The organism is Actinomycetota bacterium (genome assembly GCA_035765775.1).
Classification (GTDB): Bacteria; Actinomycetota; CADDZG01; order JAHWKV01; family JAOPZY01; genus DASTWV01.
Genome location: DASTWV010000009.1, coordinates 19242 through 45055, shown reverse-complemented (window position 1 = coordinate 45055; position 25814 = coordinate 19242). Strand labels below are relative to the sequence as shown.

24 protein-coding genes, 1 tRNA gene and 1 pseudogene are annotated in these 25814 nt (G+C 71.8%); 16 read left to right on the top strand and 10 right to left on the bottom strand.

Annotated features, from left to right (window positions below; all coding sequences use genetic code 11):
• Nucleotides 1–28 precede the first annotated feature (28 nt).
• From VFW71_01420 to VFW71_01410, 3 genes are all read right to left on the bottom strand, one after another.
• Complete coding sequence (locus VFW71_01420) at nt 29–718, bottom strand: SCO1664 family protein (GenBank protein HEU5001425.1); 690 nt, start codon at nt 716–718, stop codon at nt 29–31.
• Nucleotides 719–791: 73 nt separating this feature from the next.
• Entirely contained in the window at nt 792–1316 is a 525-nt protein-coding gene (locus tag VFW71_01415; GenBank protein HEU5001424.1) for a DUF3090 family protein, read from the bottom strand.
• Nucleotides 1313–1987, bottom strand: coding sequence for an MSMEG_4193 family putative phosphomutase (locus VFW71_01410; protein ID HEU5001423.1), 675 nt, complete (start codon nt 1985–1987; stop codon nt 1313–1315). The genes VFW71_01415 and VFW71_01410 overlap by 4 nt, the downstream gene beginning before the upstream one ends.
• A gap of 58 nt (nt 1988–2045) precedes the next feature.
• Here VFW71_01410 and VFW71_01405 point away from each other — a divergent pair, with 58 nt between their 5' ends.
• The gene (locus VFW71_01405; GenBank protein HEU5001422.1) at nt 2046–3458 is read left to right on the top strand and encodes a class II fumarate hydratase; all 1413 of its coding nucleotides are present in this window, start codon (nt 2046–2048) and stop codon (nt 3456–3458) included.
• Nucleotides 3459–3485: 27 nt separating this feature from the next.
• Entirely contained in the window at nt 3486–4664 is a 1179-nt protein-coding gene (locus tag VFW71_01400; protein ID HEU5001421.1) for an FIST N-terminal domain-containing protein, read from the top strand.
• A 39-nt stretch (nt 4665–4703) separates the two neighbouring features.
• Here the strand turns inward: VFW71_01400 and VFW71_01395 are convergent, their stop codons facing one another.
• Nucleotides 4704–4976, bottom strand: a complete 273-nt coding sequence (locus tag VFW71_01395) for a hypothetical protein (protein ID HEU5001420.1) — start codon at nt 4974–4976, stop codon at nt 4704–4706.
• 291 nt (nt 4977–5267) lie between these two features.
• Nucleotides 5268–6527, bottom strand: coding sequence for a glycosyl hydrolase family 8 (locus VFW71_01390; GenBank protein HEU5001419.1), 1260 nt, complete (start codon nt 6525–6527; stop codon nt 5268–5270).
• A gap of 52 nt (nt 6528–6579) precedes the next feature.
• Between VFW71_01390 and acnA the strand changes: the two genes are divergently transcribed.
• The 3 genes from acnA (at nt 6580) to VFW71_01375 (ending at nt 11314) form a co-directional block, all read left to right on the top strand.
• Complete coding sequence (acnA, locus tag VFW71_01385) at nt 6580–9192, top strand: aconitate hydratase AcnA (protein ID HEU5001418.1); 2613 nt, start codon at nt 6580–6582, stop codon at nt 9190–9192.
• A gap of 21 nt (nt 9193–9213) precedes the next feature.
• On the top strand, nt 9214–10335 hold the full coding sequence (locus VFW71_01380) for an ATP-dependent DNA ligase (protein HEU5001417.1): 1122 nt from the start codon (nt 9214–9216) through the stop codon (nt 10333–10335).
• 361 nt (nt 10336–10696) lie between these two features.
• Entirely contained in the window at nt 10697–11314 is a 618-nt protein-coding gene (locus tag VFW71_01375; protein HEU5001416.1) for a TMEM175 family protein, read from the top strand.
• A 27-nt stretch (nt 11315–11341) separates the two neighbouring features.
• Here the strand turns inward: VFW71_01375 and VFW71_01370 are convergent, their stop codons facing one another.
• Nucleotides 11342–12100: a DUF5666 domain-containing protein gene (locus tag VFW71_01370; GenBank protein ID HEU5001415.1), complete on the bottom strand. Its 759-nt coding sequence runs from the start codon at nt 12098–12100 to the stop codon at nt 11342–11344.
• A gap of 106 nt (nt 12101–12206) precedes the next feature.
• Here VFW71_01370 and VFW71_01365 point away from each other — a divergent pair, with 106 nt between their 5' ends.
• The 3 genes from VFW71_01365 to VFW71_01355 all read left to right on the top strand — a co-directional run bounded on the left by VFW71_01365 (nt 12207) and on the right by VFW71_01355 (nt 15478).
• Nucleotides 12207–13073, top strand: a complete 867-nt coding sequence (locus tag VFW71_01365) for a uroporphyrinogen-III synthase (GenBank protein HEU5001414.1) — start codon at nt 12207–12209, stop codon at nt 13071–13073.
• 78 nt (nt 13074–13151) lie between these two features.
• Nucleotides 13152–13349 carry a CsbD family protein gene (locus tag VFW71_01360; protein HEU5001413.1) on the top strand — a complete coding sequence of 66 codons (198 nt, stop codon included), beginning with the start codon at nt 13152–13154 and terminating at the stop codon, nt 13347–13349.
• 44 nt (nt 13350–13393) lie between these two features.
• On the top strand, nt 13394–15478 hold the full coding sequence (locus VFW71_01355; GenBank protein ID HEU5001412.1) for a site-2 protease family protein: 2085 nt from the start codon (nt 13394–13396) through the stop codon (nt 15476–15478).
• A 38-nt stretch (nt 15479–15516) separates the two neighbouring features.
• Here VFW71_01355 and VFW71_01350 read toward each other — a convergent pair whose 3' ends face one another.
• Nucleotides 15517–16971 carry a thioredoxin-like domain-containing protein gene (locus VFW71_01350; protein ID HEU5001411.1) on the bottom strand — a complete coding sequence of 485 codons (1455 nt, stop codon included), beginning with the start codon at nt 16969–16971 and terminating at the stop codon, nt 15517–15519.
• A gap of 26 nt (nt 16972–16997) precedes the next feature.
• Between VFW71_01350 and VFW71_01345 the strand changes: the two genes are divergently transcribed.
• Entirely contained in the window at nt 16998–18566 is a 1569-nt protein-coding gene (locus VFW71_01345) for an NAD(P)/FAD-dependent oxidoreductase (GenBank protein ID HEU5001410.1), read from the top strand.
• Nucleotides 18567–18601: 35 nt separating this feature from the next.
• On the opposite strand, the gene trxA is transcribed toward VFW71_01345, so the two are convergent.
• Entirely contained in the window at nt 18602–18943 is a 342-nt protein-coding gene (gene trxA / locus VFW71_01340; protein HEU5001409.1) for a thioredoxin, read from the bottom strand.
• Nucleotides 18944–19191: 248 nt separating this feature from the next.
• Here trxA and VFW71_01335 point away from each other — a divergent pair, with 248 nt between their 5' ends.
• The 6 genes and pseudogenes from VFW71_01335 to tsaA all read left to right on the top strand — a co-directional run bounded on the left by VFW71_01335 (nt 19192) and on the right by tsaA (nt 22960).
• Nucleotides 19192–19818 carry a LysM peptidoglycan-binding domain-containing protein gene (locus VFW71_01335; protein ID HEU5001408.1) on the top strand — a complete coding sequence of 209 codons (627 nt, stop codon included), beginning with the start codon at nt 19192–19194 and terminating at the stop codon, nt 19816–19818.
• Nucleotides 19819–19860: 42 nt separating this feature from the next.
• A complete protein-coding gene (locus tag VFW71_01330) occupies nt 19861–20697 on the top strand; it encodes an inositol monophosphatase family protein (GenBank protein HEU5001407.1) in 837 nt (278 codons plus the stop codon).
• Nucleotides 20683–20758, top strand: a tRNA-Glu gene (locus tag VFW71_01325). Before VFW71_01330 ends, VFW71_01325 begins: the two co-directional genes overlap by 15 nt.
• Nucleotides 20759–21030: 272 nt before the next feature.
• Nucleotides 21031–21690 (top strand): RraA family protein, encoded by a 660-nt coding sequence (locus VFW71_01320; GenBank protein ID HEU5001406.1) that lies wholly within the window; start codon nt 21031–21033, stop codon nt 21688–21690.
• Nucleotides 21691–22168: 478 nt separating this feature from the next.
• Nucleotides 22169–22546: pseudogene (locus VFW71_01315) on the top strand (VOC family protein).
• 12 nt (nt 22547–22558) lie between these two features.
• Nucleotides 22559–22960, top strand: a complete 402-nt coding sequence (gene tsaA, locus VFW71_01310) for a tRNA (N6-threonylcarbamoyladenosine(37)-N6)-methyltransferase TrmO (GenBank protein ID HEU5001405.1) — start codon at nt 22559–22561, stop codon at nt 22958–22960.
• 100 nt (nt 22961–23060) lie between these two features.
• On the opposite strand, the gene VFW71_01305 is transcribed toward tsaA, so the two are convergent.
• Together VFW71_01305 and VFW71_01300 are read right to left on the bottom strand one after the other, a co-directional pair.
• Complete coding sequence (locus tag VFW71_01305; GenBank protein ID HEU5001404.1) at nt 23061–23612, bottom strand: chlorite dismutase family protein; 552 nt, start codon at nt 23610–23612, stop codon at nt 23061–23063.
• 5 nt (nt 23613–23617) lie between these two features.
• Nucleotides 23618–24991 (bottom strand): glycoside hydrolase family 99-like domain-containing protein, encoded by a 1374-nt coding sequence (locus VFW71_01300; GenBank protein HEU5001403.1) that lies wholly within the window; start codon nt 24989–24991, stop codon nt 23618–23620.
• Nucleotides 24992–25080: 89 nt separating this feature from the next.
• Here VFW71_01300 and VFW71_01295 point away from each other — a divergent pair, with 89 nt between their 5' ends.
• Entirely contained in the window at nt 25081–25647 is a 567-nt protein-coding gene (locus VFW71_01295; GenBank protein ID HEU5001402.1) for a PhoU domain-containing protein, read from the top strand.
• Nucleotides 25648–25814 lie beyond the last annotated feature (167 nt).

Sequence of the window (25814 nt, the reverse complement as noted above, 5' to 3'; positions counted from 1 at the left end):
ATGGTAGACCCGATACCGGGGACCCTCCTCAGACCGGCGGCCAGGGAAAGGAGCGGCCCGGCCCGGGCTGGGGGAACACCTTTGCCCCGCGGGCCGCCCGCAGGCGCCTGCGCAGAGCCACCCGCTCCTCGGCGTCCAGGAGCGGCCGGAGCCGGTCGCCCAGGTCGCCCGTGAGCGCCTCCACCAGGCGGTCGAGGAGCGCCCGCTCCCCGTCGGTGATCGGGGTCCCGGCGAAGTCCCAAAGGACGGTGCGCAGCTTGGGTTCGGCGTGGAAGCAGATCCCGTGGTCGATCGCCCACACGTGGCCCCCGACGTCCACAAAGACGTGGCCGGCCTTGCGGTCGGCGTTGTTGATCACCAGGTCGAACAGGGCGATGCGGCGGAGATCGGCGTCGTTGCTCCGGTAGAGATCGAAGGCGGTGCAGTCGAAGTCGTGGTGCACGAACGCCTGCACCGACCCCGGCCCGGCCGGGCCGTCGCGCAGCACCGTTGGGGGCACCAGATCGAAGCCGGCCGCGGCGCTCACCAGGTAGGCCGCCACCTCTCGCTGGCAGAGCGTCCCGGAGGGGAAGTCCCACAGAGGGGCCTCGCCCCGCCGGGGCTTGTAGATCGCCAGGCGTTCGCCGGCCCCGTCCTCGGCCTCACCTTCCATCTCGGGCCCCAGGCGGCACAGGAACGTGTAGTTCGACGCGCCCGGCATGAGGCCGAGGACCTCCAGCTCCTCGGCCAGCAGCTCCTGGGTGGAGGGCAGCGGTTTCAGGTCATGCCCCGGGTGGGCTCCGGCGGGCGGCTTACGAGTCCAGCGCGGAGCCCGTGCGGTGCCCGTTGGAGGCGAAGCACTCGTGGCCCTCGGGGTCCATCGGCACCCGGCAGAGCGGGCAGAGCGGGCGGCCCTGGGAGGCCACCTCCACGCCCCGGGCGCTCAGGGCCTCCAGCTGCGCCTTGGTGATCCAGAAGCGGGCGGCGGGCGACTCCTCGTCCTCGGGCGCCATCGCCCGGCACTCGATGAGCACCAGGTCCCGGTCCTCGGCGAATCCGAGTGCCACCGCACCCACCCGGAACATCGGCTCGATGGGCTCCTCGAGCTCCATGGGGGGGTCCTCGTCGGTGCCCCCGGTGGCGGGGTCCGGGTAGCCCTCGGCCTTGAAGATCTCCTCGGTGCCCTCCCCGAGCGCCACCAGGTGCTCCTTCTCGACCACGAGCGTGACCATGACGGTGCCCCGCCGGGCCTGCAGGTAGAACGTCCGCCGCCCGGGCGGGCCGACGGTGCCGAAGGTGATGCGATCGACGCCGTCGAACTCGATGTCCTCGCTCATTGGCTCCCCGCCCTCCCTCCGGTCCCCTTCTTCGGGGCCGAGTCCTCGCGCCTCGGCTTCAGCCGCTCCGCCAGCTCCTCCAGCGACCCGGTGTCCGACAGCCGGATGAGCCGGGGCACCCGGTCGCCGTAGAGCACGGCGCTGACCGAGGCCACCCCGACGATAACCCGCTGGTACAGGTCCAGGCCGAGGCCGAGGGATCCGGCGACGATCAGCCGGATGATGTCGGCGTGGGAGACCACCACCACTGCCTGCTTGGGGTGCTTGGCGGCGAGGTCGTGGACCGCCGCCATCCCCCGGGTCTGGGCCTCCCGGATGCTCTCACCGCCCGGGAAGCGGAAGTCGGCGGGCCGGGCGTGGAGCTCCTGCCAGGCCTTGAGGCGGGTGAGCTGCTTGAACGTGCGGCCCGCCCAGGCACCGTAGTCCACCTCGGCCACGCCCTCCAGGGTGCGGGTGGTGAGCCGGTAGGAGGCGGCGATGGGCTCGGCGGTCTCCTGGCACCGCTCGAGGGGGGAGGCGTACACCGCCTTGACCGGCAGGCTGCTCAGGCGCTCGGCGACCCCCTTGGCCTGGCGGGCGCCCTCCTCCGACAGGTGGACGCCCGGCATGCGCCCGGTGAGGGTCGATCCGGTGAGGGCGGTGGTGCCGTGGCGGACGAGGAGCAGGAGCATCCGAGCACCCTACCGTCAGACCCCCTCCGGGGGAGGCGCCTCCGTATGATGCTCGGCGATGGCCGAGACCCGGGTGGAGCGAGACAGCATGGGCGAGGTGCCGGTGCCCGCCGGTGCCCTCTACGGCGCCCAGACCCAGCGGGCGGTGGAGAACTTCCCGCTCTCGTCGTGGCGCTTCGGCCGGCGCTTCATCCGTGCCCTGGGCCATGTCAAGTGGGCGGCGGCACAGGCCAACGAGGAGTTGGGCCTGCTGGAGCCCCGCCTGGCGGGGGCGATCCGGGAGGCCGCCCAGGAAGTGGTGGACGGCCGCCACGACGACCAGTTCGTCATCGACGTGTTCCAGACCGGCTCGGGCACCTCCACCAACATGAACGCCAACGAGGTCATCGCCAACCGGGCCAGCGAGCTGCTGGGCGGCACCCGGGGGGCCAGGCACCCGGTGCACCCCAACGACCACGTCAACCGCTGCCAGTCCTCCAACGATGTCATCCCCACCGTCACGCACCTGGCCACCCTCACCGCCCTCCGGGAGATCCTCCTGCCCGGGCTGGGGGAGCTGAGCAACGAGCTGAAGGGCAAGGCGGCCCGTTTCGACCACATCTTGAAGTCGGGCCGTACCCACCTCATGGACGCCACGCCGGTGCGCCTGGGGCAGGAGTTCGCCGGCTTCGCCGCCCAGGTGGACCACGCCATGACCTGGGTGGCGGGCTGCCGCACGCACCTGGAGGAGGTGGCGCTGGGTGGGACGGCCGTGGGGACCGGGATCAACGCCCACCCCTCGTTCGCCGCCGCCGCCATCCGACAGCTGGTCCGGCGGACCGGCTTCAGCCTGCGCGAGGCGCCCAACCACTTCGAGGCGCAGAGCGCCCGGGATGCCGTGGTGGAGACGTCGGGGGCGCTGCGGGGCGCGGCGGTGGCGGTCGCACGCATCGCCAATGATCTGCGTTGGCTGGCCTCCGGCCCCCGCACCGGCATCGCCGAGATCAAGCTGCCGGCGCTCCAGCCGGGCTCCAGCATCATGCCGGGGAAGGTGAACCCGGTGATCCCCGAGGCAGTGATCCAGGTGGCCGCCCAGGTGATCGGCAACGACATTGCCATCACGCTCGGTGGTCTGGGGGGCGTCTTCGAGCTCAACACGATGATGCCCCTGATGGCCCACGACCTGTTGTTCTCCGCCGAGACCCTCGGCATCGCCGCCGCCCTGCTGGCCGCCAAATGCGTGGCCGGGATCGAGGCCGACGAAGAGCGGGCCCGGGGCCTGCTCGACCGCTCGCTGGTGACGGTGACCGCCCTCGTGCCGCTGATCGGCTACGACGCTGCCGCCGAGGTCTCCAAGGAGGCCTACGCCACCGGCGCCTCGCTCAAGGAGATCGTGGTGGCCCGGGGCCTCATGGGGGCCGATGAGGTGGACGCCGCCCTCGACCTGCGGCGCATGACCGAGCCCGGCCTGGGGCCGCCCGGGGCCGAGTAGGGCGGTGGGCGGAGTAGGGTGAACGCCATGCGGATCGGCGCTGCCCTCTCGACCCTCCCCGATGCCCCCGAGGCTGCCCGGGAGGCGCTCGGCCGGGCCCTCGAGGCCCTCGAGGGCGAGCAGCCCGACCTGGTGGTGGCCTTCCACTCGATCCACCACCTGGCCCGGATCGCCGAGGTCGCCGGCATGCTCGCCACCGGGGCGAAGCCGGCGGCGGTCATCGGCTGCACCGCCCAGGCAGTGGTGGGCGACGGGCGCGAGGTGGAGGCCGGTCCGGCGTTCAGCGTCTGGGCAGCCCGGCTGGACGGCGCCCGGGTGGAGCCCTTCGTCCTGGGCGAAGCCCAGACCGACGACGGCCCCACGATCCTGGGCATCCCGCCGGTGGCGGACGACACCCGGGCGATCATCCTGCTCGGCGAGCCCTACACCTTCCCCACCGACGCGCTCGAGCAGCTCAACGCCCTCCGGGCGGGCGATGCGCCCATCCCGGTGATCGGTGGGATGGCCAGCGGTGGCCGGGGGCGGGGCCATCATGCGCTCGTCTACAACGGCGACGTCCGCACCGCGGGTGCGGTCGGGGTGACGCTCAGCGGTGACATCCGCATCGAGACCCTGGTGTCCCAGGGGTGCAAGCCCATCGGCGCAACGTCCGTGGTCACCGCTGCCGACGGCAACGTGATCCAGGGCCTCGCCGGGTCGCTGCCCATGGAGAAACTGGGCGACCTCTTCCGCTCGCTGGCTCCCGACGACCAGGAACGGGCCCGCCACGGGCTACATGTAGGCGTGGTGATCGACGAGTACGCCTCCGAGTTCGGGCCGGGCGACTTCCTCATCCGCAACGTCATCGGCGCCGACCAGCGCTCCGGCTGGATCGCCATCGGGGAGCCGGTGAGCGTCGGCCAGACGGTGCAGTTCCACATCCGGGACGCCTCCGCGGCCGACGAGGATCTGAACGGCTCGCTCGGCGTCCTGGAACTCTCCCGGGTGGGCGACCCGAGCACCATCGCCGGGGCGCTCCTGTTCACCTGCAACGGCCGGGGGATGAACCTGTTCGGCGCCCCGGATCACGATGTCGCCGCGGTGCGCTCCCACCTCGGCCCGCTCCCGGTGGCAGGCATGTTCTGCGCCGGGGAGATCGGCCCGGTGGGGGGCAAGAACTTCCTGCACGGCTTCACCGCCAGCGTGGCGCTCTTCGTGAACGAGTAGCGGTCAACCAGGAGCGTCAACCAGGAGTGCCCCACCGGCTCAGAGCCCAGGCCACTCCTTCTTCGGCGACGCTTTCTTCAGGGCGTCCTCCAGCGAGGGCTTCGCCTTGCCGGGCACCGGGTCCTCCAGCGACCGCTTGCCCCGCAGGTCCCCGGCCACCCGCAGCATCTCCTCGAGCGTCGCCCGGGGGGCGCCCTCGATCCGGATCCGGAGGGCGGCGAGGACCTCGGCGTGCTCGTCCGACAGGCCCAGGGTGCGGTCGATCTCCGCCAGAGCCGCTTCCGCCCGGCGCAGCAGGGCCTCGTCGTCCATGGAGCCGATTGTACGGCTGGCGAAGCCGCCGGGGAGCTACCGGGACCAGCGCCGGGGCCTTACGGGGATAGTTGGTGGAGTAGTACATCCACTGGCTGTACCACGCCGCCAACTATGCCCGAGGAGCCACCCACGGCCCCCCACTTCACCCCGGCCCGGCCCGACAGGGCTCGGGCCTAGCGCAGCCGCCGGGGAAAATTAAGGAGAAGGACCGCGGAACCCGGAAGGGCCGGGCATCCCTGAGCTGTGGCGAATGCTCGTGCGACGTTCCCCAGCGGTGCCCGAGGAGGTCTATGGGGCCGCCCAGAGATCGGGCAGCGTGTTGTTGTAAAAGGCGGCGGCGAACCAGGCCCATTCCTGGGCGTACAGGTCGGCCGGGTCACCCCAGGTGCTCCCGTGCGGGCCGGGGGTGGCGGCCCCCACGATCGAGCCCCAGTACAGGGCGTCGGCTTTCGTACCGTCGATGGTCATGAGGGCGGCCAGCGCCCCGGCCACCGATACCGTGCTGGGCGGGGCCAGCACGACCGAGCCGTCGTGGGCATAGGCCGCCGACACCGTCCCCTTCCGGCCGACCTCCTCGCCCAGGAACTGCGCCCGTTGCAGGAAGGCGGCGCCCCGCCCGTCGTTGGCCCAGCGATCGTCCAGCGCCACCCGCCAGAACGTCCGGGCGGCGTCGAAGCTGTACTGGGTGGTGTTCTTGCCGGGCAGCGACAGAGCCACCAGCGCCCCGCTGGTCCGGTCCAGGCCGATCCAGTCGGGCGGGAGGCCGGCCGAGGCGGCGCCGCCGAGGGGCGCCCGGGCGGCGCTGTCAATCAGTTCGTAGCCGGCATCCAGGAGACCGAGCCAGTCGTGGCCCGGATCGACGGCGCCGAAGACCCGGTAGGCGAAGGGCGAGAAGTAGCTCGGGTTGATGGGCAGGACGGCGTCCTTGGACCCCCAGTCCCCCGCCACCGCGCACGGGCGCCCCTGGACGGTCACCACCTCGGTGGCCCAGATCGCCTGCGCCATATGGTTTCCGGCGGATTCCAGGGCGGGCCGCCCCCAGCGCTTACCGGCCACCAGCAGGGCGTAAGCCATGTCGGTGTCGGCGTCGGTCGCGCTGCTGGGGTCGGCCACGGCACCACCCCGCCACAGCCACGAGCACAGCCCGTCGGGGCGCAGGAGGTGCGCCTGGCTCCAGGCCCACGCCGCGTCGAAGCCCTCGGGGTCGTTGGACCACACCGCCCGCAACAGGGCGTAGGCCTGCGCCTCCGACGTGACCGACCCGTCGGCGGCGGTAAACGCCCCGCCCTGGTTGAAGGCCCGCGCCAGGGTGTTGGCGGCCTCCGCCTGGGGGTCCTGCTCGAACCCGATGGCACGGTTCACGTGGCGGAGGTGCACCAGGTCGGTGCCGGACGTGCAGCTCTTGACCAGCTGGGCGTGCTGGCGGGCCTGCAGGGCGACCTCGTTATTGGTGGCATGGAACTCCCCAGGGTGGCGGGGTATTAGGAGGTAGTTGACCCGGCCCCCGTCGTTGTGGAATACCCCCGTCCGGCCGGGGACCGGCCCCACAGCACACACTCAGGGCAGCCAGGGGGGCGATCAGCAGCGCTAGATTGGGGTCGTGAGCGGCCCCGGCATCCACACCCTGGACACCCCCTCCGGCCCCGTGCGCCTGCACCGGCTGGACGGCGTGCCCGGGGCTGACCTCACCCGCCTTCCCCACACCGTGAAGATCCTGCTGGAGAACCTCCTCCGCCGGCAGGGATCCCGGGACGTGTCGGCGTCCGACGTCGAAGCCCTGGCCGGCTGGCCGCAGCCCGCCCCGGGCGCCCGGGTGGCGTTCGTTCCCGCCCGGGTGTTGATGCAGGACTTCACCGGGGTGCCGGCGGTGGTGGACCTCGCCGCCCTCCGGGCGGCCGTGGCCTCGGGCGGGGGCGACCCGGAGCGGGTCAACCCGCTGGTGCCGGTGGACCTGGTGATCGACCACTCGGTCCAGGTGGACGCCTTCGGCACCGAGGGTGCGTACCGGCTCAACATCGACTTCGAGTACCGGCGCAACGCCGAGCGGTATGCCCTGCTGCGCTGGGCGCAGGGGGCCTTCCGCCACTTCCGGGTCGTGCCCCCGGGAATGGGCATCTGCCACCAGGTCAACCTCGAACACCTCAGTCAGGTGGTTGCGGTGCGGGACGGGGTCGCCTTCCCCGACACACTGCTGGGGACCGACTCGCACACCACGATGGTCAACGGCCTCGGGGTGCTGGGCTGGGGGGTGGGCGGCATCGAGGCCGAGGCGGCGATGCTGGGCCAGCCGATGTTCCTCCCCTGGCCCCGGGTGGTGGGCGTGAGGACCCTCGGGGCGCTGCGGGCCGGTACCACTGCCACCGACCTCGTGCTGACCCTCACCGAGATCCTCCGCGCCCGGGGGGTGGTGGGGAGCTTCGTCGAGTTCTTCGGCGCCGGGCTCTCGACGCTGCGCATCGAGGACCGGGCGACGCTCTCCAACATGTGCCCGGAGTACGGCGCCACCGCCGCCCTGTTCCCCGCCGACCGCCGGACGCTGCACTACCTGCGGGAGACCGGCCGGGCCGCCCTCTGGCCGCTGGTGGAGGCCTACACCAAGGAGCAGGGCCTGTTCCGCACCGACGACGACCCCGACCCGGTCTTCAGCGAGATCGTGGAGCTGGACCTGGCCACGGTGGAGCCGTCGCTCGCCGGCCCCCGGCGTCCCCAGGACCGGCGCTCCCTGCCCGGGGTGCGGGCCTCCTTCGCCGAGGTCTTCGCTGACCGGCTGGCGGCCTCTCCGCCCTCCCGGGAGGCGGTGTCAAACGGGTCGGTGGTCATCGCCTCGATCACCAGCTGCACCAACACCTCCAACCCCTCGGTGATGGTGGCCGCCGGGCTCCTGGCCCGCGCGGCGGTGGAGGCGGGCCTGGCCCCCAAGCCCTGGGTAAAGACCAGCATGGCGCCCGGCTCGCGGGTGGTCACGGACTACCTGGACGCCGCCGGGCTGCTCTCCTACCTGGACAAGCTGGGGTTCAACCTCGTGGGCTACGGCTGCACCACGTGCATCGGCAACTCCGGGCCCCTGCCCGACGAGGTGGCCGCGGCGGTGACGGATGGCGACCTGGCGGTGGTGGCGGTGCTCTCCGGCAACCGCAATTTCGAGGGTCGCATCCATCCGCAGGTGCGGGCCAGCTACCTGGCCTCCCCGCCGCTGGTGGTGGCCTACGCCCTGGCGGGCACCGTGGACATCGACCTCACCGCCGAGCCGGTCGGCACCGCTGCGGACGGCACACCGGTCATGCTGGCCGACTTGTGGCCCTCCCCGGCCGAGGTCAGCCACGCACTGTCCGGCGCGATCTCGGCCGCCCAGTTCGAGCGGGAGTACGGCCGGATCTTCGAGGGGGACGAGCACTGGCGGGCGCTGCCCGCCCCGACCGGCACACTGTTCGCCTGGGACCCGTCGTCGACCTACGTGCGGGAGCCGCCCTACTTCGCCGGGGTGGGTCCTACGGTCACGCCGCCGGGCGACATCGTCGGCGGTCGGGTGCTGGCCTGGCTGGGCGACTCGATCACCACCGACCACATCTCGCCCGCCGGGTCGATCAAGGTCGACTCCCCCGCCGGCAGGTTCCTGGTCGCCGAGGGCGTCCCGCCCCGGGATTTCAACAGCTACGGCGCCCGGCGGGGCAACCACGAGGTCATGGTGCGGGGCACCTTCGCCAACGTGCGCCTGCGCAACCGGCTGGCACCCGGGACCGAGGGGCCGTGGACCGTGCACCTCCTGGGCGGCGAACCGATGGCCATCTACGAGGCGGCCAGCCGGTACGCCGCCGACGGGGTTCCCCTGGTGGTCCTGGCGGGCAGGGAGTACGGCTCGGGCAGCTCCCGGGACTGGGCGGCCAAAGGCACCCGGCTGCTAGGCGTGCGAGCGGTGATCGCCGAGAGCTACGAGCGCATCCACCGCTCCAACCTGGTGGGGATGGGCGTGCTGCCACTGCAGTTCAGGGCCGGGGAGTCGGCGGAGTCCCTGGGCCTCAGCGGCCGGGAGACCTTCACCATCCGGGGCATCGCCGCCGGCCTGGCGCCCGGCCAGGACCTGGTGGTGGAGGCGGTCCCGGACACCGGCGCCCCGCTCCGCTTCACGGTGACGGTGCGCGTCGACGCCCAGGCCGAGGTGGAGTACTACACCAACGGCGGCATCCTGCCGATGGTGCTGCGCTCGATGCTGTGAGGGTGCGCTAGCCAGATGGGCCTGAACCTGCCGGTGACGCCACCGGTGAAGCCCATGCTGGCCAAGCTGGTGCCCGACATCCCCAGCCCGGCGGGCGGCGCCTACTACGAGCCCAAGTTCGACGGCTTCCGCTGCATCACCTTCAAGGACGGCGACACCGTGGAGCTGGGCAGCCGCAACGAGCGGCCGCTCACCCGGTACTTCCCCGACGTGGTCGCCGCGGTGCGCCGGGAGCTGCCCGAGCGCTGTGTGGTGGACGGCGAGATCATCGTAGTGCAGGGCGGCCGGCTGGAGTTCGAGGTCCTGCAGCAGCGCATCCACCCCGCCGCCTCCCGGATCAAACTGCTGGCCGAGCAGACACCCGCCGCCCTCGTGGTCTTCGACCTCCTGGCCCTCGGTGACGAGTCCCTGGTCGCCCGGCCGTTCGTCGAGCGCCGGACGGTGCTGGAGGAGGCGCTCGGCGGTGTCCGGGGGCCTGAATCTCTGCCGCTTGGCCAAGGCTCCGCGGTCTTCCTCTCGCCGGTCACGACCTCGGTCGAACGGGCCCGGGAGTGGTTCCACGCCTTCGAAGGGGCGGGCCTGGACGGGGTGATGGCCAAGCCGTTTGGGATCCACTACGTCCAGGACCGGCGGGTGATGTTCAAGATCAAGCACGAGCGCACCGCCGACTGCGTGGTGGGTGGCTTCCGGTTCTACAAGAACGACGACGGGGTGGGCTCCCTGATGCTGGGCCTGCACGATGCCGGCGGTTTCCTGTGGCCCATCGGGGTGGCGGCGTCGTTCTCGGCCGCCGAGCGCCAGCGCCTCCGGGAGAAGCTGCTGCCCTACCGCATCCAGCCCGGCGAGGCGCACCCGTGGGCGCCCGAGGGCGAGTACGAGCGCCTCCCCGGCGAGCCGAACCGGTGGAGCCACGGCAAGGACCAGTCCTGGGAACCGCTCCGGCCCGAGCTGGTGGTGGAGGTGGCCTACGACTACATGGAGGGCCAGCGCTTGCGCCACGTCGCCCACCTGCGGCGCTGGCGGCCGGACCGCGATCCGGCGTCGTGCACGTTCGACCAGCTGGACCGCCCGCCCGCCCTCGACCTGGCCGAGGTGCTGGCGGCCGGGAGCGGCCCGGCGGACCGGCGGGACTTCACCGCCTGAATCGCCAGCACTGCGGCGAGGGCCGCCGGGAGGAGATTGAGCTCGGTGGCGAAGTAGGTGGGGGTGGCAATGGACGCGAGGAGCAGCGCCGCCGGGGCGACCCGGTAGCCGGCGAGGACGAACAGGGCGGCGAGGGCCGCACAGATCGGCAAGGCAAGGCTGGCGGCGGTGACCAGAGGTCGGGCATCGGCGGTCGAGCTCGGGAGGGCGGGCAGGGCGATGGCGGCCCCGGCCAGCGCCCAGGCACCGGCCAGCCCGGCGATCGTGGAACGCAGGGATGCCACGCCGGCCTCCTCCTCGATGTTTGAGCGATCGCTCAACCTCAGGGTAACAGGCCTCGGCGCCGGATAATCGATGCCGTATGGCAAGCGAAGAGGGGACGGCGGAGCGCCGGGAGGAACGGGCTGCCGCCCGCGTGGAGGCCTTCAGCGACGGGGTGATGGCCGTGATCATCACGATCATGGCCTTCAACCTCAAGGCACCGGCGGGCTCCAGCTTCAAGGACATGCGGGCCGAGCTCCCCGCCCTGCTGGTCTACATCCTGAGCTTCACCTACGTCGGCATCTACTGGGTGAACCACCACCACCTGCTCCGGGCGGCCCGCGGCATCAACGGTGCGGTGATGTGGGCAAACCTCTCCGTGCTGTTCTGGCTGTCCCTGACCCCGGTGATGACCGAGTGGGTGAGCAAGGAGTACAACCACAGCCTCCCCGCGGCCGCCTACGGGACGGTGTGCCTGGGCGCGGGGGTCGCCTATTCGGTGCTGGTGCAGGCGTTGGTCCGCTGCAACGGGAAGGACTCGGCAGTGGCCCGGGCCATCGGCGACGACCGCAAGGGCTACGCCTCACTGGTGATCTATCTGGCGGCGGTGCTGCTCTCGGCGATCAAGCCGTGGATTGCCTATGCCCTCTATGCCGGGGTGGCGTTGATGTGGTTCATCCCGGACCGGCGGTTCTCCCGGCAGGAGGACGCGGAGTAAGGCTGGGCCGGGGCGGCAGCTCCGGGCTCAGGCCGCGGTGCCGCTGCCTCCGCCGCCGAAGAAACCGCCGAAGCCCCCGCCCCGGCCCAAATTCCCGATGATGATCCGGGTGGCGGCGTAGGCCCCGGTACTGCCCCGGGCCCCGACCACGGTGATGGTGGAGCCGGGCGTGAGGTCCGACAGGGCGCCGGTCTGGGTCTCGCTCACCACGGTACTGGCCGAGGTGACGGCCTCGACTGTGGCCCCGGCGGCCGTCTGGATGAAGACGTCGGCACCGTTGACGTTGGTGACGGTGCCCACCGCCGCCCGCCCCCGGCCGGCGCCCGGCCCACCGGAGGCTCCCGGCCGCGGGCTGAAAGCGCCGCTACCTCCGCCGCCGAAGCCTCCGAACCCACCACCGCCGCCGCCTCCGAACCCGCCGAACCCGCCTGCTCCCCCCGCTGGCGTGATGGTGATGGCGTTGGCGGTGTAGGTGCCGTCGGCGTTCATGGGACCGGTGACGAGCACGGCGGTGCTGGGGGTGAGGGCGCTCACCGTGGTGGTCACCGTCTTCATGACGACGGTGGACGACGAGGTATCGACGGTGGCCGACCCGCCCGCCCGCAGGTTCACCACGATGGTACCGCCCTTCACGCTGGCCACGGTCCCGGCGACGCCCGCACCCCGCCCCCGCGCCCGCGTACTCGGGGTCGGCGAAGGGGTCGATGCCGCTGTCTTCGCCGCCCCGCCGCACGCCACGGCACCGAACGCCAGGGCGAGGAGGGACAGGCCGTAGCGCAGCTTCATGTCGGGTAGTGAACTGCCGCCGTCTGGGAACGGGCTGGCGACAGCTTGGGAACAGGCTCTGGATCGCTCGGGATCCCAGGTGGGGCTCCCACTATCCTGAGCGCACATGGCCACCGACCCCGCACCGACGCCCAGCGACGCCCTGGCCGGGCTGACGGTGGCGGCGCCCGCCACCCGCCGGGCGATCGAGACCGCCGCCCTCATCCGCCGGTGGGGCGGTGAGCCGCTGGTGGCTCCCCTCCTGGAGGAGATCCCGGTGGAGGACGAGGGGCCGCTGCGGGCGGCGACCGACGCCGTCCTGGCGGCGCCCGCCACGTGGTCGGTGCACCTCACCGGCGTCGGCACCCGGGCCTGGTTCGAGCGGGCGGCGGGCTGGGGCCAGCTCGAGGCTCTCCTGGGGGTGCTGGGGGCCGGCCAGATCGTCGCCCGGGGGCAGAAGACCTCGGCGGCGCTCGGCGAGCGCGGCCTGCGGCCCGTCTGGGTGCCGGAAGGCGAGACGTCGGCCGAGATCGCCGCCGGGCTGGGCGGGCGACTCACGGCCGCCGACACCGTGGCCATCCAGCTGTCGGGCGAGCCGGTGCGGGCCCTGTCGGAGGCCGTAGCCGGGGCAGGCGCCCGCCCCATCGAGGTGGCGCCCTACCGGTGGAGCCTGCCGACCGACCCCGCCGACCGCGAGCGGGCCGAGGCCTTCGTCCGCTCCCTGGCGGCGGGCGGGGCCCAGGCGATCGTGGTGACCAGCGCCGTGCAGGCCACCCACCTGTTTGCGGTCGCCCGGGGACTGGGCGTCGAGGAGGGCTTGCGCCGGGCGCTCACCTCCCGGATCTTCGTGGCCGCCGTGGGCGGGGTGGCCCGCCGGGGGCTGGAAGCCGAGGGCGTGGCATCGGACCTGGTGGCCGACCCGCCCCGGTTGGGAGCCCTGCTCCGGGCGCTGGCGGCGGCGGCCCCCGCCGTGCGGAGCAAAGCCGGCGTCTGAGGCCCCGATTGGGGGCATGGTCGGGGGGCACCGTGGGTAGGCAGGTGCATGAGGAACCGATCGAAAGGAGGTCCCCTCATGGACCTGGAAGAGAAGGTGAAGGCGAAGTACGACGAGGCCAAAGGTGAAGTCAAGGAGAAGCTCGGCGAGCACATCGACGACCCGGAGCTCGAGGGCCGGGGCCACCTGGACCAGGCCAAGGGCAAGGCCCGGGAAGCCTGGGGCGAGGTCAAGGACGCCGCCGCCAAGGGCAAAGAGGCGGTCACCGACAACTAGCCGTTTCGACCGTCGGCACCTAGAGCCTCACCTACACTGATTGTGTGCACTCGACCCGCATCACGGTCCTGCGGGTCCGCGGGATCCCCATCGACATCAGCTGGTCGTGGGTCCCGATCGTGGTGTTCTTGGTCTGGTCCCTGCAGACCCGGATCTTCCCGGAGAACTTCCCCGGCCTGAGTTCGGGCGCCTACCTGGTGATGGCCGTGGTGGCGGCCCTGGCGCTGTTCGCCTCGGTCGTGCTCCACGAGTTGGGCCACGCCCTCCGGGCGCTCCGGGAGGGGATGCAGATCGACGGCATCACGCTGTGGCTCTTCGGCGGGGTGGCCCGCTTCGTCGGCATGTTCCCCTCGCCCGGGGCCGAGTTGCGCATCGCCGCCGCCGGCCCAGCAGTAACCGCCGTCCTGCTCGCCGCCTTCGGTGCGGCCGGGTGGGCGGCGGTCCATGCCGGGCTCCCGGCCGCCGTCCGGGGTGTGCTCGTCTACCTGGCGGCGGTCAACCTGCTGCTGCTGGCGTTCAACCTCGTCCCCGCCCTCCCCCTGGACGGGGGGCGCATGCTGCGGGCGCTGCTGTGGCGCCACAAGGGCAACTTCGCCGGCGCCACCACCACCACCGGGATCCTCGGCCAGGGCTTCGGCCTCGTGCTGTGCGGGCTGGGCATCGCCAACCTGACCGCCGACGCCCTGACCACCGGCCTCTGGCTCTGCCTCATCGGAGTCTTCATCGTCCAAGCGGCCCGCTCCGAACTGGCCGCCGGGACCGTGGACCGGGCGTTCGGCGCCGCCCGGGTCCGGGACGTCATGGCGCCCCCGCGCACCGTCGAGGCGGCCTCCTCGGTGGCCGACGCGCTCGCTGCCGGTGGCGCCCGGCCGGCGTGGTTCCCGGTCACCACCGCCGGCAACCTGGTCGGCCTGCTGTCCCGGGAGCAGGCCGAGAACGTGCCCGCCGCCGACCGCGCTGCCCGCACCGTCGCCCAGACCATGACCCCCGCAGCCCAGGTCGCCCGGCTGGGGGCCGACGAGCCGGTCCGGGCGGTGCTCGGCACCCTGCAGGCGGCGTCGAGGCCGGCAGTGGTGGTCGACGGCGGCGGTAGCATCGCCGGCATCGTGACCATGGACGACGTGGCCCGCGCCCTGCAGTCCCGGCTCCAGAACGGCCGGCCGTCGCCCTGGCGGGCGCACCGGGCCCGGCTCGGTGGGGGGATCGGGGCGGCCGTGCTCCTGCTGTTGGTCGTCGGTTTCGTCTACCACCCGCCCATCTACGTGGCGTCGCCGACCCCCGCGGTCGACATCTCGCAGGACATCACCATCAATGGAGTGCCCGTCCACCCGGTCTCGGGCAGGTTCCTGCTGGTGGCCGTGCGGGCGGACCAGCACACCCTGTTCGGCACCATCGCCGAGGCCTTCCACCCCCACCGTTCCCTGATCCCCTCGTCGGCGGTGGGCACCCAGGCTTTCGAGAACGACCTGTTCCGGGAGAGCCGCATGCTGGCAGCCGCGGCGGCCGCCACCGCCGACGGCATGCAGGTGACCATGACCGGGCACGGTGCCGAGGTCACCGGGGTCCGGGCGGGCTCGCCCGCGGCCTCGGTCCTGCGCACCGGCGACCTCATCACCGGGGTGGCCGGGCAATCGGTGGGTACTGAGTTCGACCTGCAGGCGGTGGTGCGCTCCCACCCGGCGGGCACGGCCTTCCTGCTGCACATCGTGCGCCATGGGCAGGCGGTGGCCGTGCAGGTGACCAGCTCGCGGATCGACGGCCTGAACGCCATCGGCGTCGACCTGCTGACCAAGGACATCTCGGTATCCGGGCCGTTCACGATCTCGTTCCGGGACCGCCCGATCGGGGGGCCGTCCGCCGGGCTGGTCTACGCCCTGGCGATCTCCGACGCCCTGGGCAACCTCGACACCGGGGGCCGGGCGATCGCCGCCACCGGCACCATCGACCGAGCCGGGGCCGTGGGCGACGTGGGCGACGTGGACCTCAAGGCCATCGGGGCCGCCGACCAGGGGGCCAGGCTGTTCATCGTCCCGGCGAGCGAGACGCAGGAGGCCAAGGGGCCGGTGGCCGACGTGCTGGGGGTCAGCTCACTGGACGAGGCGCTGAACGCCGTCCAGGCCGGCCACTAGTTCTCCGCCCCGGGGCATCCCACACGTCACGGGCGGCGTCAGCCGACCAGCACCCGGCGGGCGCCGTCGCTCAGGCGGATCGCCAGGAGGCGGTGGTTGCCGGTGTCGGCGACCAGGAGCTCGCCGCCGTTGTCCGGGCCGAGGTCCGGCCCGGGCCACCACGCCAGGCCCTCGGGCTCGATGAAGGCGGGCAGGGTGGGGCTGGCCGAGGTCAGCCCGGTGCCCGGAGTGCCGCCCGGTGCCAGCTCGGAGTCCCCGTTGCCGAAGAGGGTCCGGCAGGCCCGGGTGGCGGCATCGAGGGTGCGCACCTTGTGGTTGAAGGTGTCGGCGACGTACAGGCGCCCGCCCCCCGGGGCCCCGGTGGCGATGCCGATCGGGTGCTGCATCTCCACCACCGGACCGGCGCCGTCGCGGTCGCCGAAGCCGAAGAGGTCCCCCCGGCCCACGATCGTCCGGACCTGCGGGGTGCCGTCCAGGTCGGTGACCGCCCGGATGCTGGAGGTCTCGCTGTCGGCAACATAGAGGGTGTCGCCCGCCAGGGCCAGGCCACTGGGCTGGGCGAAGGTGGCCGCGCTTGCCCCGCCGTCCCGGCCTCCCTCGGCCCCGGTCCCGGCCAGGAGGCTCGTGTCGGCGGTTACCGGGTCGAAGACCCACAGTTGGTGGGTCCCGGCCCCGGCGATGTAGAGCCGGCTGCCGTCCCAGGCCAGGCCCCAGGGTGAGCGCAGACCGGGGGCCTCGGCCACGCTGGTGACGTCGCCGCTGGCCAGATCGAAGGCACGGACCACGTGGTTGCCGGTGTCGGCGACGTAGAGGGTGCCGTCCACCAGGGCCAGCCCGCAGGGCCGGTGGAGCACCCCTGACCCTAGGCGGCGGACCTTGGCCCCGGCGTGGTCGAACACCGCCACCTCGTTGTGGCCGGCATCGGCCACGATCACGCACTCGGTGCCGGCCACCGTGCCGGTCACCACGGCACTGGGGAACGACAGCGTGCGGGGCTCGGGGGGCTCGACGTGGATCGGCAGCGGCCCGCCGGTCAGCACCCCTTGGACCCGGTACTGGGCGAGCGCCTGGCGCATGACCCCGAGGAGCGCCTGCGGCTCGGGCTCGCCCGGGCCGACGCCCAGGATGGCGCCGGCGGGATCCACGAAGACGATGGTGGGCCAGCCCCGCACGGCGTAGCTGTGGGTGATCGAGGAGTCGGGGTCCAGGACCACCGGGTGGCGGACCTCGAGCTGGCGTACCGCCTCGCGCACCCGCTCCTCCTCCCGCTGCGTGGGGAACTTGGGCGAGTGGACGCTCACGACCACCAGCGGCTCCCCCTCCAGCTCCCGCTCCAGGGCCGCCAGGGTCTGCAGGGCGTGCTGGCAGTTGATGCAGGCGTAGGTCCAGAAGTGGACCAGCACGATGTGGCCCCGGAGATCCTCGGTGGTGAGGGGGCGCTCGACGTTCAACCAGACGGCATCGGGCGGGAAGGCGGGGGCGTGGATGGCCATGGTCGGGACGCCTCACGGTAGGTTGGGTGAGTAGGTTGGGTGAGGAGACCATGATGCACGGGACCCCCGACTACGACGTCGTCATCGTCGGCGCCGGCCACAACGGCCTGGTGGCGGCCGCCTACCTCGGGCGGGCCGGGCGGCGGGTGCTGGTGTGCGAGCGGGCGGCGGTGGCGGGCGGGGCGGCGGTCACCGAGGAGATCATCCCGGGCTACCGGAGCTCGACGGGCTCCTACGCCCTCAGCATGCTGCGCCCCGACATCATCGCCGAGCTGGGCCTCGTGGAGCGGGGCCTGCGGTGGCGCCCGAAGGATCCCCAGATGTTCGTCCCGCTGCCCGACGGGCGGTCCTTCCGGGTCTGGCGCGACGGCGTCCGTACCCGGGAGGAACTGGCCGCGATCCACCGCCCGGACGGGGACGGCTACCTGCGGTGGTCGGCGTTCTGGGACGGGGCGGTCGCCCTCCTGCGGCCGCTGGTGGAGGACCCTTCCCCACCCACGCCGGCCGAGGTGGAGACCTGGCTGGACCGGCAGGGGCGCAGCGACGTCTGGCGCCTGGCGGTCGCCGGGAGCGCGGCCGACTGCGTCGGGGCGTTCTTCGAGGCCGACGAGATCCGGGGCGCCTTCGCCCCCCAGGGCATCATCGGCACCCACGCTTCACCCGAACACCCGGGAACGGCCTGGATCATGGCGTTCCACGCCCTCGGCGGCGAGCTGAACGGTGCCGACGGGACGTGGGCATCAGTGGAAGGCGGGATGGGGTCGGTGACCCGGTGCCTGGCGGATGCCGCCCGGGAGGCCGGGGTGGAGATCCGGACCTCCTGCCCGGTGGCCTCGGTCCTGATGGGGGCCGGTGGCGCCGCCGGCGTGGTGCTGGACAGCGGGGCGGTGGTGACCGCGCCCGTGGTGGTGTCCAACGCCGATCCGGTGCGGACGTTCCTCGGCCTGGTGCCGGCGGCCACGCTCGACGATTTGTTTGTTGATCGGGTCCGGGGCTGGCGGATGGACGGGGCGGTCATAAAGATCAACCTGGCGCTCAATGCGCTCCCACCACTGGTGGGAGCCGGCCCGGGGGGCGACGAGCACCGGGCGACGCTGCTGATCTCGCCCTCGCTCGGGTATCTGCACCGGGCCTGGGAGGAGGCCGCGGCGGGCTCGGTGCCCCGGCGGCCGTTCATGGAGGTGTTCTTCCAGACGGCGGTGGACCCGGCCCTGGCACCCCCCGGGGGCCACACCGCCTCGGCGTTTGTGCAGTACGCCCCAGCCGTGGGCGGTGAGGGGGCTCCCGAAGACCTGCACGCTGCCGCGCTGGGCGCCGTCCTGGAGACGTTGTCGGCGGTGGCGCCATCCTTGCCCGGGGCGGTCATCGGCTCCCAGGTGCTGCTGCCCGCCGATCTCGAGTCCCGTTTCGGCCTGACCGGCGGCGACATCTTCCACGGATCGATGCTGCCCGATCAGGCCTTCGGCAACCGGTTCGGGTACCGGACGCCGGTGCCCGGCCTGTTCCTATGCGGGTCGGGCGCTTCGCCCGGCGGCTGCGTCATGGGCGCCGCCGGGCGCAATGCGGCTCGGGTGGTGCTGGCCGGCGACCCGTAGGCCGCCGGCTTCTTCGTGTGCTGCCCGGTCGCCCCTTAAGCCGTGGCCGCAGCGGCGAGGTAGGGCGTGATCTCGGCGAGGATCGCCTCACGCCGGCGGACGCCCACCATGCGGGCCTTCTCCTGGCCGTCGACGAAGAGCAGCAGGGTCGGGATGGAGAAGACGCCGAAGCGGCCGGCGGTCCCGGGGCTGTCGTCCACGTTGAGCTTGCCGACCTTCAGGCGGGCAGTCTCGGCCTCGGCGATGGCCTCGACCTCGGGGGCCACCATGTGGCACGGGTGGCACCACTCGGCCCAGAAGTCGATCAGCACCGGCTGAGCCGAGCTCGTCACTTCCGCCTCAAAGTTCTCATCAGTTACGGTTGTGATGGCTGCCATAGTCCTGTTTGGGCCCGTTGGGCCCTCCTCCTCTCAGTGCGCAGTCTCGTCCTTAAACACACCCCCTTGGTGCATTATTCCCCGCTCGCCGGCTGATCCGGCCCGTGCTGGACGGGTTGTGCGATGCTGAGCCCGGCGGCACGTGCGGAACGTTGGGCCGCGGCCGCGATGGTGAATTTTTCCCACGTTCCAGATAGGCTTTTCCAGGTTATGCGAGCCAAGAAGGCGTCCGGGATGAGGCCAGCCGGTTGGAAGCCTTCGAGATAGAGCCCTCGTACGACCGCGAGGACCCCTTCGGGCGGGGGCCCCGGATCCTCTGGGGCCGGGTTGCCGTGCTGGCCGGCTTGGTCATCTTCTGCTTCCTCATCGGCCGGATTTCCGTGGGCAAGAGTTCCGATTCCAGCCAGGTGACCAGGCTCCAGAACCAGGTCACCGCCGACAACACCAAGATCCAGAGCCTCCAGGCGACCGTCGCCGAGTTGAGCGCCCAGCCGCCGCCCAGCGCGGTGACGCAACCGACCACGACCTCCACCAACGCACCGGTGGGCCAACCCCCGCCGTCGCCCACACCGCAACCGAGCCCGTCGCCCACCGCGGCGAGCCCGGCCGGCGGCACCTACACGGTCCAGGTGGGCGACACCCTGTCGACGATCGAGTCGAAGTTCTACCACCAGATCGGGCTGCCCTACACCACGCTGATCGAGCAGGCCAACGGGCTGCAGAGCACGACCATCCGGCCGGGCATGAAGCTCACCATCCCGCCGGCCTCGGAGGTGAACACCGTGACCGTGCCGTCCCCGACCGCCCCGGTGATCACCCCCACCACGCCGGCCGCCACCTCGCCCCGCCCGTCGCCGTCATCGACCAAGCACTAGCCTTCGGGTCCGGGCCGCCTGTTTGGCCTCACTGCCGGCGCCATGCGTGACGAGCTGGCGTTTGCCCTCGAGCTGGCCGACGAGGCCGATGCCCTCGCGCTGCGTGGGTTCTCCCGGTCGCCTGGGCCGTCGCCTGGGCGGGAGGCGTTCACCAAGGCCGACGGGACGTTGGTCACCGAGACCGACCGGCTCATCGAAGCCACCCTCCGGGAGCGCATTGCCGCCCGGTTCCCGGAACATTCGGTGTTCGGGGAGGAGGGCGGGGGGCCCGCCGCCGCGGCGGGATCGGGTGCACCGTGCTGGATCATCGACCCCATCGACGGGACCAACAACTTCGCCTGGGGGATCCCGATCTTCGGCTCGCTGATCGCCCTGGCGGTGGACGGCGAGGTGGCGGTGGGCGTCGCCAGCGCCCCCGCTCTGGGCGAGCGGTACTGGGCCGCACTGGGCGAGCGGGCCTTCATGAACGGGTCGCCGATCTCGGTGTCCACGGTGCCGTCGGTCTCCGAGGGGCGCCTGGTGTTCGCCACCTGGGAGGAGTGGGTGCAGGCCGGGCTCGCCGGGGCCTGGGGCGACCTGCTGGCCCGCTGCAAGCGCTCCCGGGGCTTCGGGGACTTCTGGGCGCACATGCTGGTGGCCCGGGGGGCGGCCGACGCTATGGCCGAGCCCGAGCTGGAACTATGGGATGTGGCGGCCCTCATCCCGATCGTCACCGAAGCCGGGGGCCGGATCACGGACTTCGCCGGGCAGCCGCTGCGGGCGGTGCCGGGCAAGACCAGCTGCCTGACGACGAACGGCCGGCTGCACGCCGAGATCCTGCAGGGCATCGGGACGGGGAGCGCCGTCGGTCATACTGAAGCGTCCGCCCCCATCGACTAGCGGCCTAGGTCACCACCCTTTCAAGGTGGTAGCACGGGTTCGAATCCCGTTGGGGGTACCATCAAACCCTCGGAGCCAGGCGAGCTGTACGCATGCGTAAGGAGAATTGATGACGGGAGAGGAGTGAGTATGTGCCTTACATGTGGGTGTTTACTGCCACACGAAGACCACGGGAACCCCGACTATCTCACTATCGAGGGCCTAGAGAAGAGCGCCAAGCTCGACCACCTCTCCCTGGACGAGGCCATTCAGATGCTGGTCAAGACAGTGGAGGTCGCAAAGAACGAGCCCGACCACCAGCATCGCTAGCGTGATTCGACGAGGTAGCCAGCCGTGCTGAAGGAGGATCTCAGGCACTGGTTGGGGCGCGTCAACTCCTCGTCCTTGGTCGACGCGATGGGTCGCATCCACCGCCACCGTTGCCACCTCCTCGACCTGGTAACACCGACGCCGAACCGGGTCCTTTTCGGCCCTGTCGTGACCATCTCGTACTTCCCGTCCTGTTCCCGCGCGCTCGACCCGCAGCGCTACAACTTTGCTCGCCTCTTCTATCAGGCCGTGGGCACCGAGCCGGCAGGCAAGGTGCTCGTCCTCGCCAGCAACGGGCACCCTGACGTCTCCCTCGGAGGTGGTACCAAGATGTCCCGCCTGGAGAACCATGGCCTGGCGGGACTCCTCGCAGACGCCAGGTTGCGGGACTTCGATGAACTTGGCCGGTATGGATTCGCCACGTACTGCAAGGGGGAGACAACAAGATGGGGTGGAGACTCGGTCACCCCCTTCCAGGCGAATGTGCCTGTCGTCCTGGAGGGGGTGGGGGTGATGCCAGGGCATTACGTCTACGCTGACGCCGCCGGGGCCGTGTTCATCCCGGCCGATGCGGTACGTGAGGTGCTTGAGGAGGCGGCGGGGATCCGGGGCCAGGACGCGGCCGACCTGGAACAAATCAAGGCCGAGCGCCCCGACCGAATCGTCGAGGGGACCGATTCCTAGCCTGCCCCTCCCTTACGGCAAGGATTTGCCGCCTCAGCTCGGGTAATGCAAATCTTCTTGGCGTCTCGTGCCCGACGCCCAGGTGTGCATCGCCGCCGGAGAAGCTCCAGCGGTGGTGCCGCGACCCGCTGCTGAGCCACTCCCGCACCGCCAGCGCCAGGTCGTCTGCCTTGCTGCCTCCTTGCTGCCTCAGCCTGGACACCCGATGGCACTTGGGGGCGTTCGTCACGATTGCCATGGCACCGGCAATCACAAACAGGCCGAGAGCGGCGAGGACCAGGGGCTCGGGAGAATCCCGCCCCACAGCGCCCCCCGCCTACCCGAGACTCGGTGAGTCGACATCGGCCAGCGGGCGTACGGCTCGAAGTACGTGGCGTTGTCCACGAAGGATCTCTGTTGATGGTCCCAGGCAAGGACTTGCCCGGCCTCCCGGCCTAGCCCGGCCCCTCGAAACCCAGCCCACGCTAGGCTGACCGCAATGCCTTCGGTCAGCGTGCGCTACTTCGTCCACGACGTCGATGCCGCCATCGCCTTCTACTGCACCCACCTCGGCTTCAGCGAGGTCATGCACCCGGCCCCCGCCTTCGCCATGCTCGCCCGGGGGGAGCTCCGCCTCGTGCTCAGCGCACCGGGGGGCGGCCCGGGCGGCGGGGCGGCGATGCCCGACGGCACCCTGCCGGAGCCGGGCGGTTGGAACCGGTTCTCCGTGCAGGTCGAGGATCTCGAGGCCACCGCGGCAGCCCTCAGGAACGCCGGCGCCCACTTCCGCAACGACATCGTCACCGGCGTGGGCGGCAAGCAGGTCCTGGTGGAGGATCCTTCCGGCAACCCCGTCGAGCTCTTCGAGCCCACCCGGGCGGAGGCCCGGCTGGCGCCCGCCATCGACCTCACGCCCATCGGTCGGGTGGAATCACCGCTCACCGGTCGTGCCCTCGCCCCCAAGCAGGGCGATGAGGGGTCTCCGGAAGCATGGCTGGTCTTCCACCAAGAGGTGGCGGACGCCCTCACCGACCTGGCCCCGGGTACCGAGATCCTCGTCCTCACCTGGCTGCACCAGGCCCGCCGGGACACGCTCCGCACCCATCCCCGGGACGACCAGTCCCAGCCCGAGCGGGGAGTCTTCAGCACCCGCTCGCCGGACCGGCCCAACCCCATCGGGCTGCACCGGGTGCCGGTCCTCGAGGTCGACGGTCTCCGCATCAAGGTGGGCCACCTCGAGGCGATCGACGGGACGCCGGTCCTCGACGTGAAGCCGGTCCTGCACCCGTAGGCCGCCGGGCTCGGTTTGGCTTCCTAAAGGGGTTCCGGGGAAGCTCCGGGGAGGATTTGGGCCCGAAAATGGGATCAAGAACTCCCCAGAACCTTCAAGGTCATGCCCGGGTGAGGCGCACCTCCACCTCCCGCTCCACGAAAGTCCACTCCTCGGTCTCCCGGAGCAGGCCGAGCAGCTCGTCGAGCGCACCGGCATCGGCCGGGGCGAACTCGAACCAGGTCAGGAAGTCGAACTCCTCGCCCTGGTCGTGGCCGTGTGCCAGTCGGCGGGCGATGGCGGGCAGGTAGCGCAGCCCGACCGCGATGTGGTGGGAGCGCTCCTGGAGGATGGCCCGGCGCTCGTCGGCAGCCAGCTCCCACCAGGCGGCGCTCTTGCTCATCGGGATGAGGGCGGCGGACGTCGCCGACGGCCGCCCCAGGCCCTCCTGCACCGCCCGCAGCGCCTGCTGCTCGGCAGTGGTGGTGTAGCGGGCGTAGCTCACCACGCCCCGCACCATCCAGGTGCCGCCCAGCCCGAACGGCCAGGGACCCTCCAGCATGTGCACCGCGGCGACCTCCTTCAGCCCCGCCCCGCGGACCGCGGTGATCCGCTCGACCTGCCACTCGCCGTGCTCGCCGCCCACGAAGCTCACCTGCAGGGGACCGCCCATGGTGCTCATCCTCCCTTGGTGGCGGGTTTGGCGCCGGGTTTGGTGCCGGGTTTCGTGGCGGGGTGCACGAACCTGCGCCAATCCTGGCTGGGGTCGAACGGGTTCGCCGAGGCGGTCACCACCGTCCGCCCCGCCGCCCACGCCCGCAGGGCGTCCAGCGCCCCTTCCCCGGATCCGCCGTAGGTGTAGCCCTGGGTGTAGTGCGTCCGGGTGGAGCTGTCGTCCCGGCTGGTCGCCACGGTGGCCGACACCGGCTCGACCGCCGTCTGCTCGTTCCACTCGTTCCAGGTGGTCACCATCAGCATCGGCACGTCGGGGTCGATGTTGGGTGCGGCGAGGCCCTCCAGCTCACGGGCCAGAAACGACCCGTCGGGGTCGCCCGGCCCCCATTGCCGGGGGATCGCCGGGTGGTTCTCCTTCGGGCGGGTGGCCCGGTCGTTGTAGCCCGGGAGCACGTCGGGGATCACCGGCGTCTGCGAGCCGAGGGCGGTGCGGTAGGTGTCGGCCAAGCCCTCGGAGGCACTGAGGAACGACGACTGCGAGCCGTACCCGGCCAAAGCGGGCGTCGAGGCGTCGTAGAGGTTGTACCAGGTCACCGCATCGAACAGGCGGGCCCGGTCCACCTGCGGCGCCGTGGTTTCCGTGCCGCTGACGGTGGTCACCCGCCAGAACACCTCGTCGCCCACGATGTAGATGTTGTAGCCCATGTTGGCCAGGGCAACCCGCACCGCGTTCACCGCCCCGGCGACATCGCCGGTCATGGTCCGGCTGAGGTACCAGAACACCACCGGCCGGCCCTCGATGCGCAGGTACTGCGGGTTGTTGAAGTAGTCCTGGGCGATGGCCACCATGTTGGCGACCAGCGTCGCCCGGGCGGCAGCCGTCATCGGCGTGGAGATCGGGTAGGGCACGTTGGGCCCCAGGGCCTGGGTCTCGTAGTTGATGGCGAAATGGGTCGAGGAAAGGTTGGGCGCCTGCAGGAAGCCCGAATCGATGCGGGCGTCCAGATCCAGGCGATTGGCCCAGTAATCGAGGGCGAAAAAGTCGACGCCCGCCGACGTCGCCTGGCTGATGGCCCGGGCGGCGTCGTCCGGGCTGGCGGAGATCTCGTCCGATGGGTCCGGGCCCGCCGGTGGGGCCAGGTGGCTGCCCAGGCTGCCCCCGGCCAGGTTCTCGGGGTACCACAAGTAGTAATAGGCGCCGATGAGCGGCAGGGCCTGGGTCCGGGAGGCAGCCGGGGACGCCGGCCCGGTCGGCCCCCGGCCGGCGGGCGCCCCGGTGCGGGCCCGCACGACGGCGCAGCACGCCAGGACCACGGTGACGAGGATGAGCGCCAGACGGGCAGGGCGCGCCCTGCCCGTCACCCCCCCGAGCGCCATAGGGGGGCAAGCATATCGGCGCCGGCCGAGACACCAATGGTGCGCGAGGGGCGGGGCCTTCATTGTCCTGGGGTAGAAGGGCACTGTCGATGCGCGATCAACGGCGGCATTTCCACCAGCAACTTGAGGACCTTGAGCAGCAGATCCAGGACATGGGCATGGCGGCCGAGGACCTGGTCGAGAGCGCCGTGCGGGCGGTGTCCGAGGACGAAGCCAGGCTGTGCGACGAGGTCATCGCCGGCGACGACGTCGTGGACGGCTACTACTTCGCCATCGAGCGCCAGATCCTCTCGGTCTTCGCCCTGCAGACCCCCGTCGCCCTGAAGATGCTCGCTGCGGCCCGGGACGCCTTCGCCCGGCGGGATGTGCGCCTGTGCCGGCACCTCACCGTCATGGACGCCTCGATCGACCACCTGAACCGGGGCATGCTGGCCCGCATCCTGGAGACCAGCGACGTCGCCATGCTGCGCTGGGGCATCGGCATGCATTTCATCGCCCGGGAGATCGAGCGGATCGGCGACCACGCCGTCGACATCGGCGAGCAGGTTTCCTACATCGTCACCGGCCGGTTCGTCGAATTCACCGACGCCTCGCATCCCGAGGTGGAGCACCCCGAGGTGCTGACCCGGGCGGAGGCACCCCGCACCGTCGCCTGACCTGCCGACCGCGGCATGCCGCCGGCCTGAGCCGGTGCACAGGAACTCCCCAGGCGGGACTCAGGGGGCTCCCGGGTGCCCGCCCGTATCATGAACACACATCGACCGCCACCGGAGGTGCCGCGGTGAATCACCCGACCTCGCCCGCACGGGGGCCGGATCCCGGC

What these genes read in the sequence shown, in the direction of transcription:
- VFW71_01415 (HEU5001424.1), bottom strand. Translation starts at nt 1,316, where the DNA reads ATGAGCGAGGACATCGAGTTCGACGGCGTCGATCGCATCACCTTCGGC.
- VFW71_01410 (HEU5001423.1), bottom strand. Translation starts at nt 1,987, where the DNA reads ATGCTCCTGCTCCTCGTCCGCCACGGCACCACCGCCCTCACCGGATCG.
- VFW71_01405 (HEU5001422.1), top strand. Translation starts at nt 2,046, where the DNA reads ATGGCCGAGACCCGGGTGGAGCGAGACAGCATGGGCGAGGTGCCGGTG.
- VFW71_01400 (HEU5001421.1), top strand. Translation starts at nt 3,486, where the DNA reads ATGCGGATCGGCGCTGCCCTCTCGACCCTCCCCGATGCCCCCGAGGCT.
- VFW71_01395 (HEU5001420.1), bottom strand. Translation starts at nt 4,976, where the DNA reads ATGGACGACGAGGCCCTGCTGCGCCGGGCGGAAGCGGCTCTGGCGGAG.
- VFW71_01375 (HEU5001416.1), top strand. Translation starts at nt 10,697, where the DNA reads ATGGCAAGCGAAGAGGGGACGGCGGAGCGCCGGGAGGAACGGGCTGCC.
- VFW71_01370 (HEU5001415.1), bottom strand. Translation starts at nt 12,100, where the DNA reads ATGAAGCTGCGCTACGGCCTGTCCCTCCTCGCCCTGGCGTTCGGTGCC.
- VFW71_01365 (HEU5001414.1), top strand. Translation starts at nt 12,207, where the DNA reads ATGGCCACCGACCCCGCACCGACGCCCAGCGACGCCCTGGCCGGGCTG.
- VFW71_01360 (HEU5001413.1), top strand. Translation starts at nt 13,152, where the DNA reads ATGGACCTGGAAGAGAAGGTGAAGGCGAAGTACGACGAGGCCAAAGGT.
- VFW71_01350 (HEU5001411.1), bottom strand. Translation starts at nt 16,971, where the DNA reads ATGGCCATCCACGCCCCCGCCTTCCCGCCCGATGCCGTCTGGTTGAAC.
- trxA (HEU5001409.1), bottom strand. Translation starts at nt 18,943, where the DNA reads ATGGCAGCCATCACAACCGTAACTGATGAGAACTTTGAGGCGGAAGTG.
- VFW71_01330 (HEU5001407.1), top strand. Translation starts at nt 19,861, where the DNA reads ATGCGTGACGAGCTGGCGTTTGCCCTCGAGCTGGCCGACGAGGCCGAT.
- VFW71_01305 (HEU5001404.1), bottom strand. Translation starts at nt 23,612, where the DNA reads ATGGGCGGTCCCCTGCAGGTGAGCTTCGTGGGCGGCGAGCACGGCGAG.
- VFW71_01300 (HEU5001403.1), bottom strand. Translation starts at nt 24,991, where the DNA reads ATGGCGCTCGGGGGGGTGACGGGCAGGGCGCGCCCTGCCCGTCTGGCG.
- VFW71_01295 (HEU5001402.1), top strand. Translation starts at nt 25,081, where the DNA reads ATGCGCGATCAACGGCGGCATTTCCACCAGCAACTTGAGGACCTTGAG.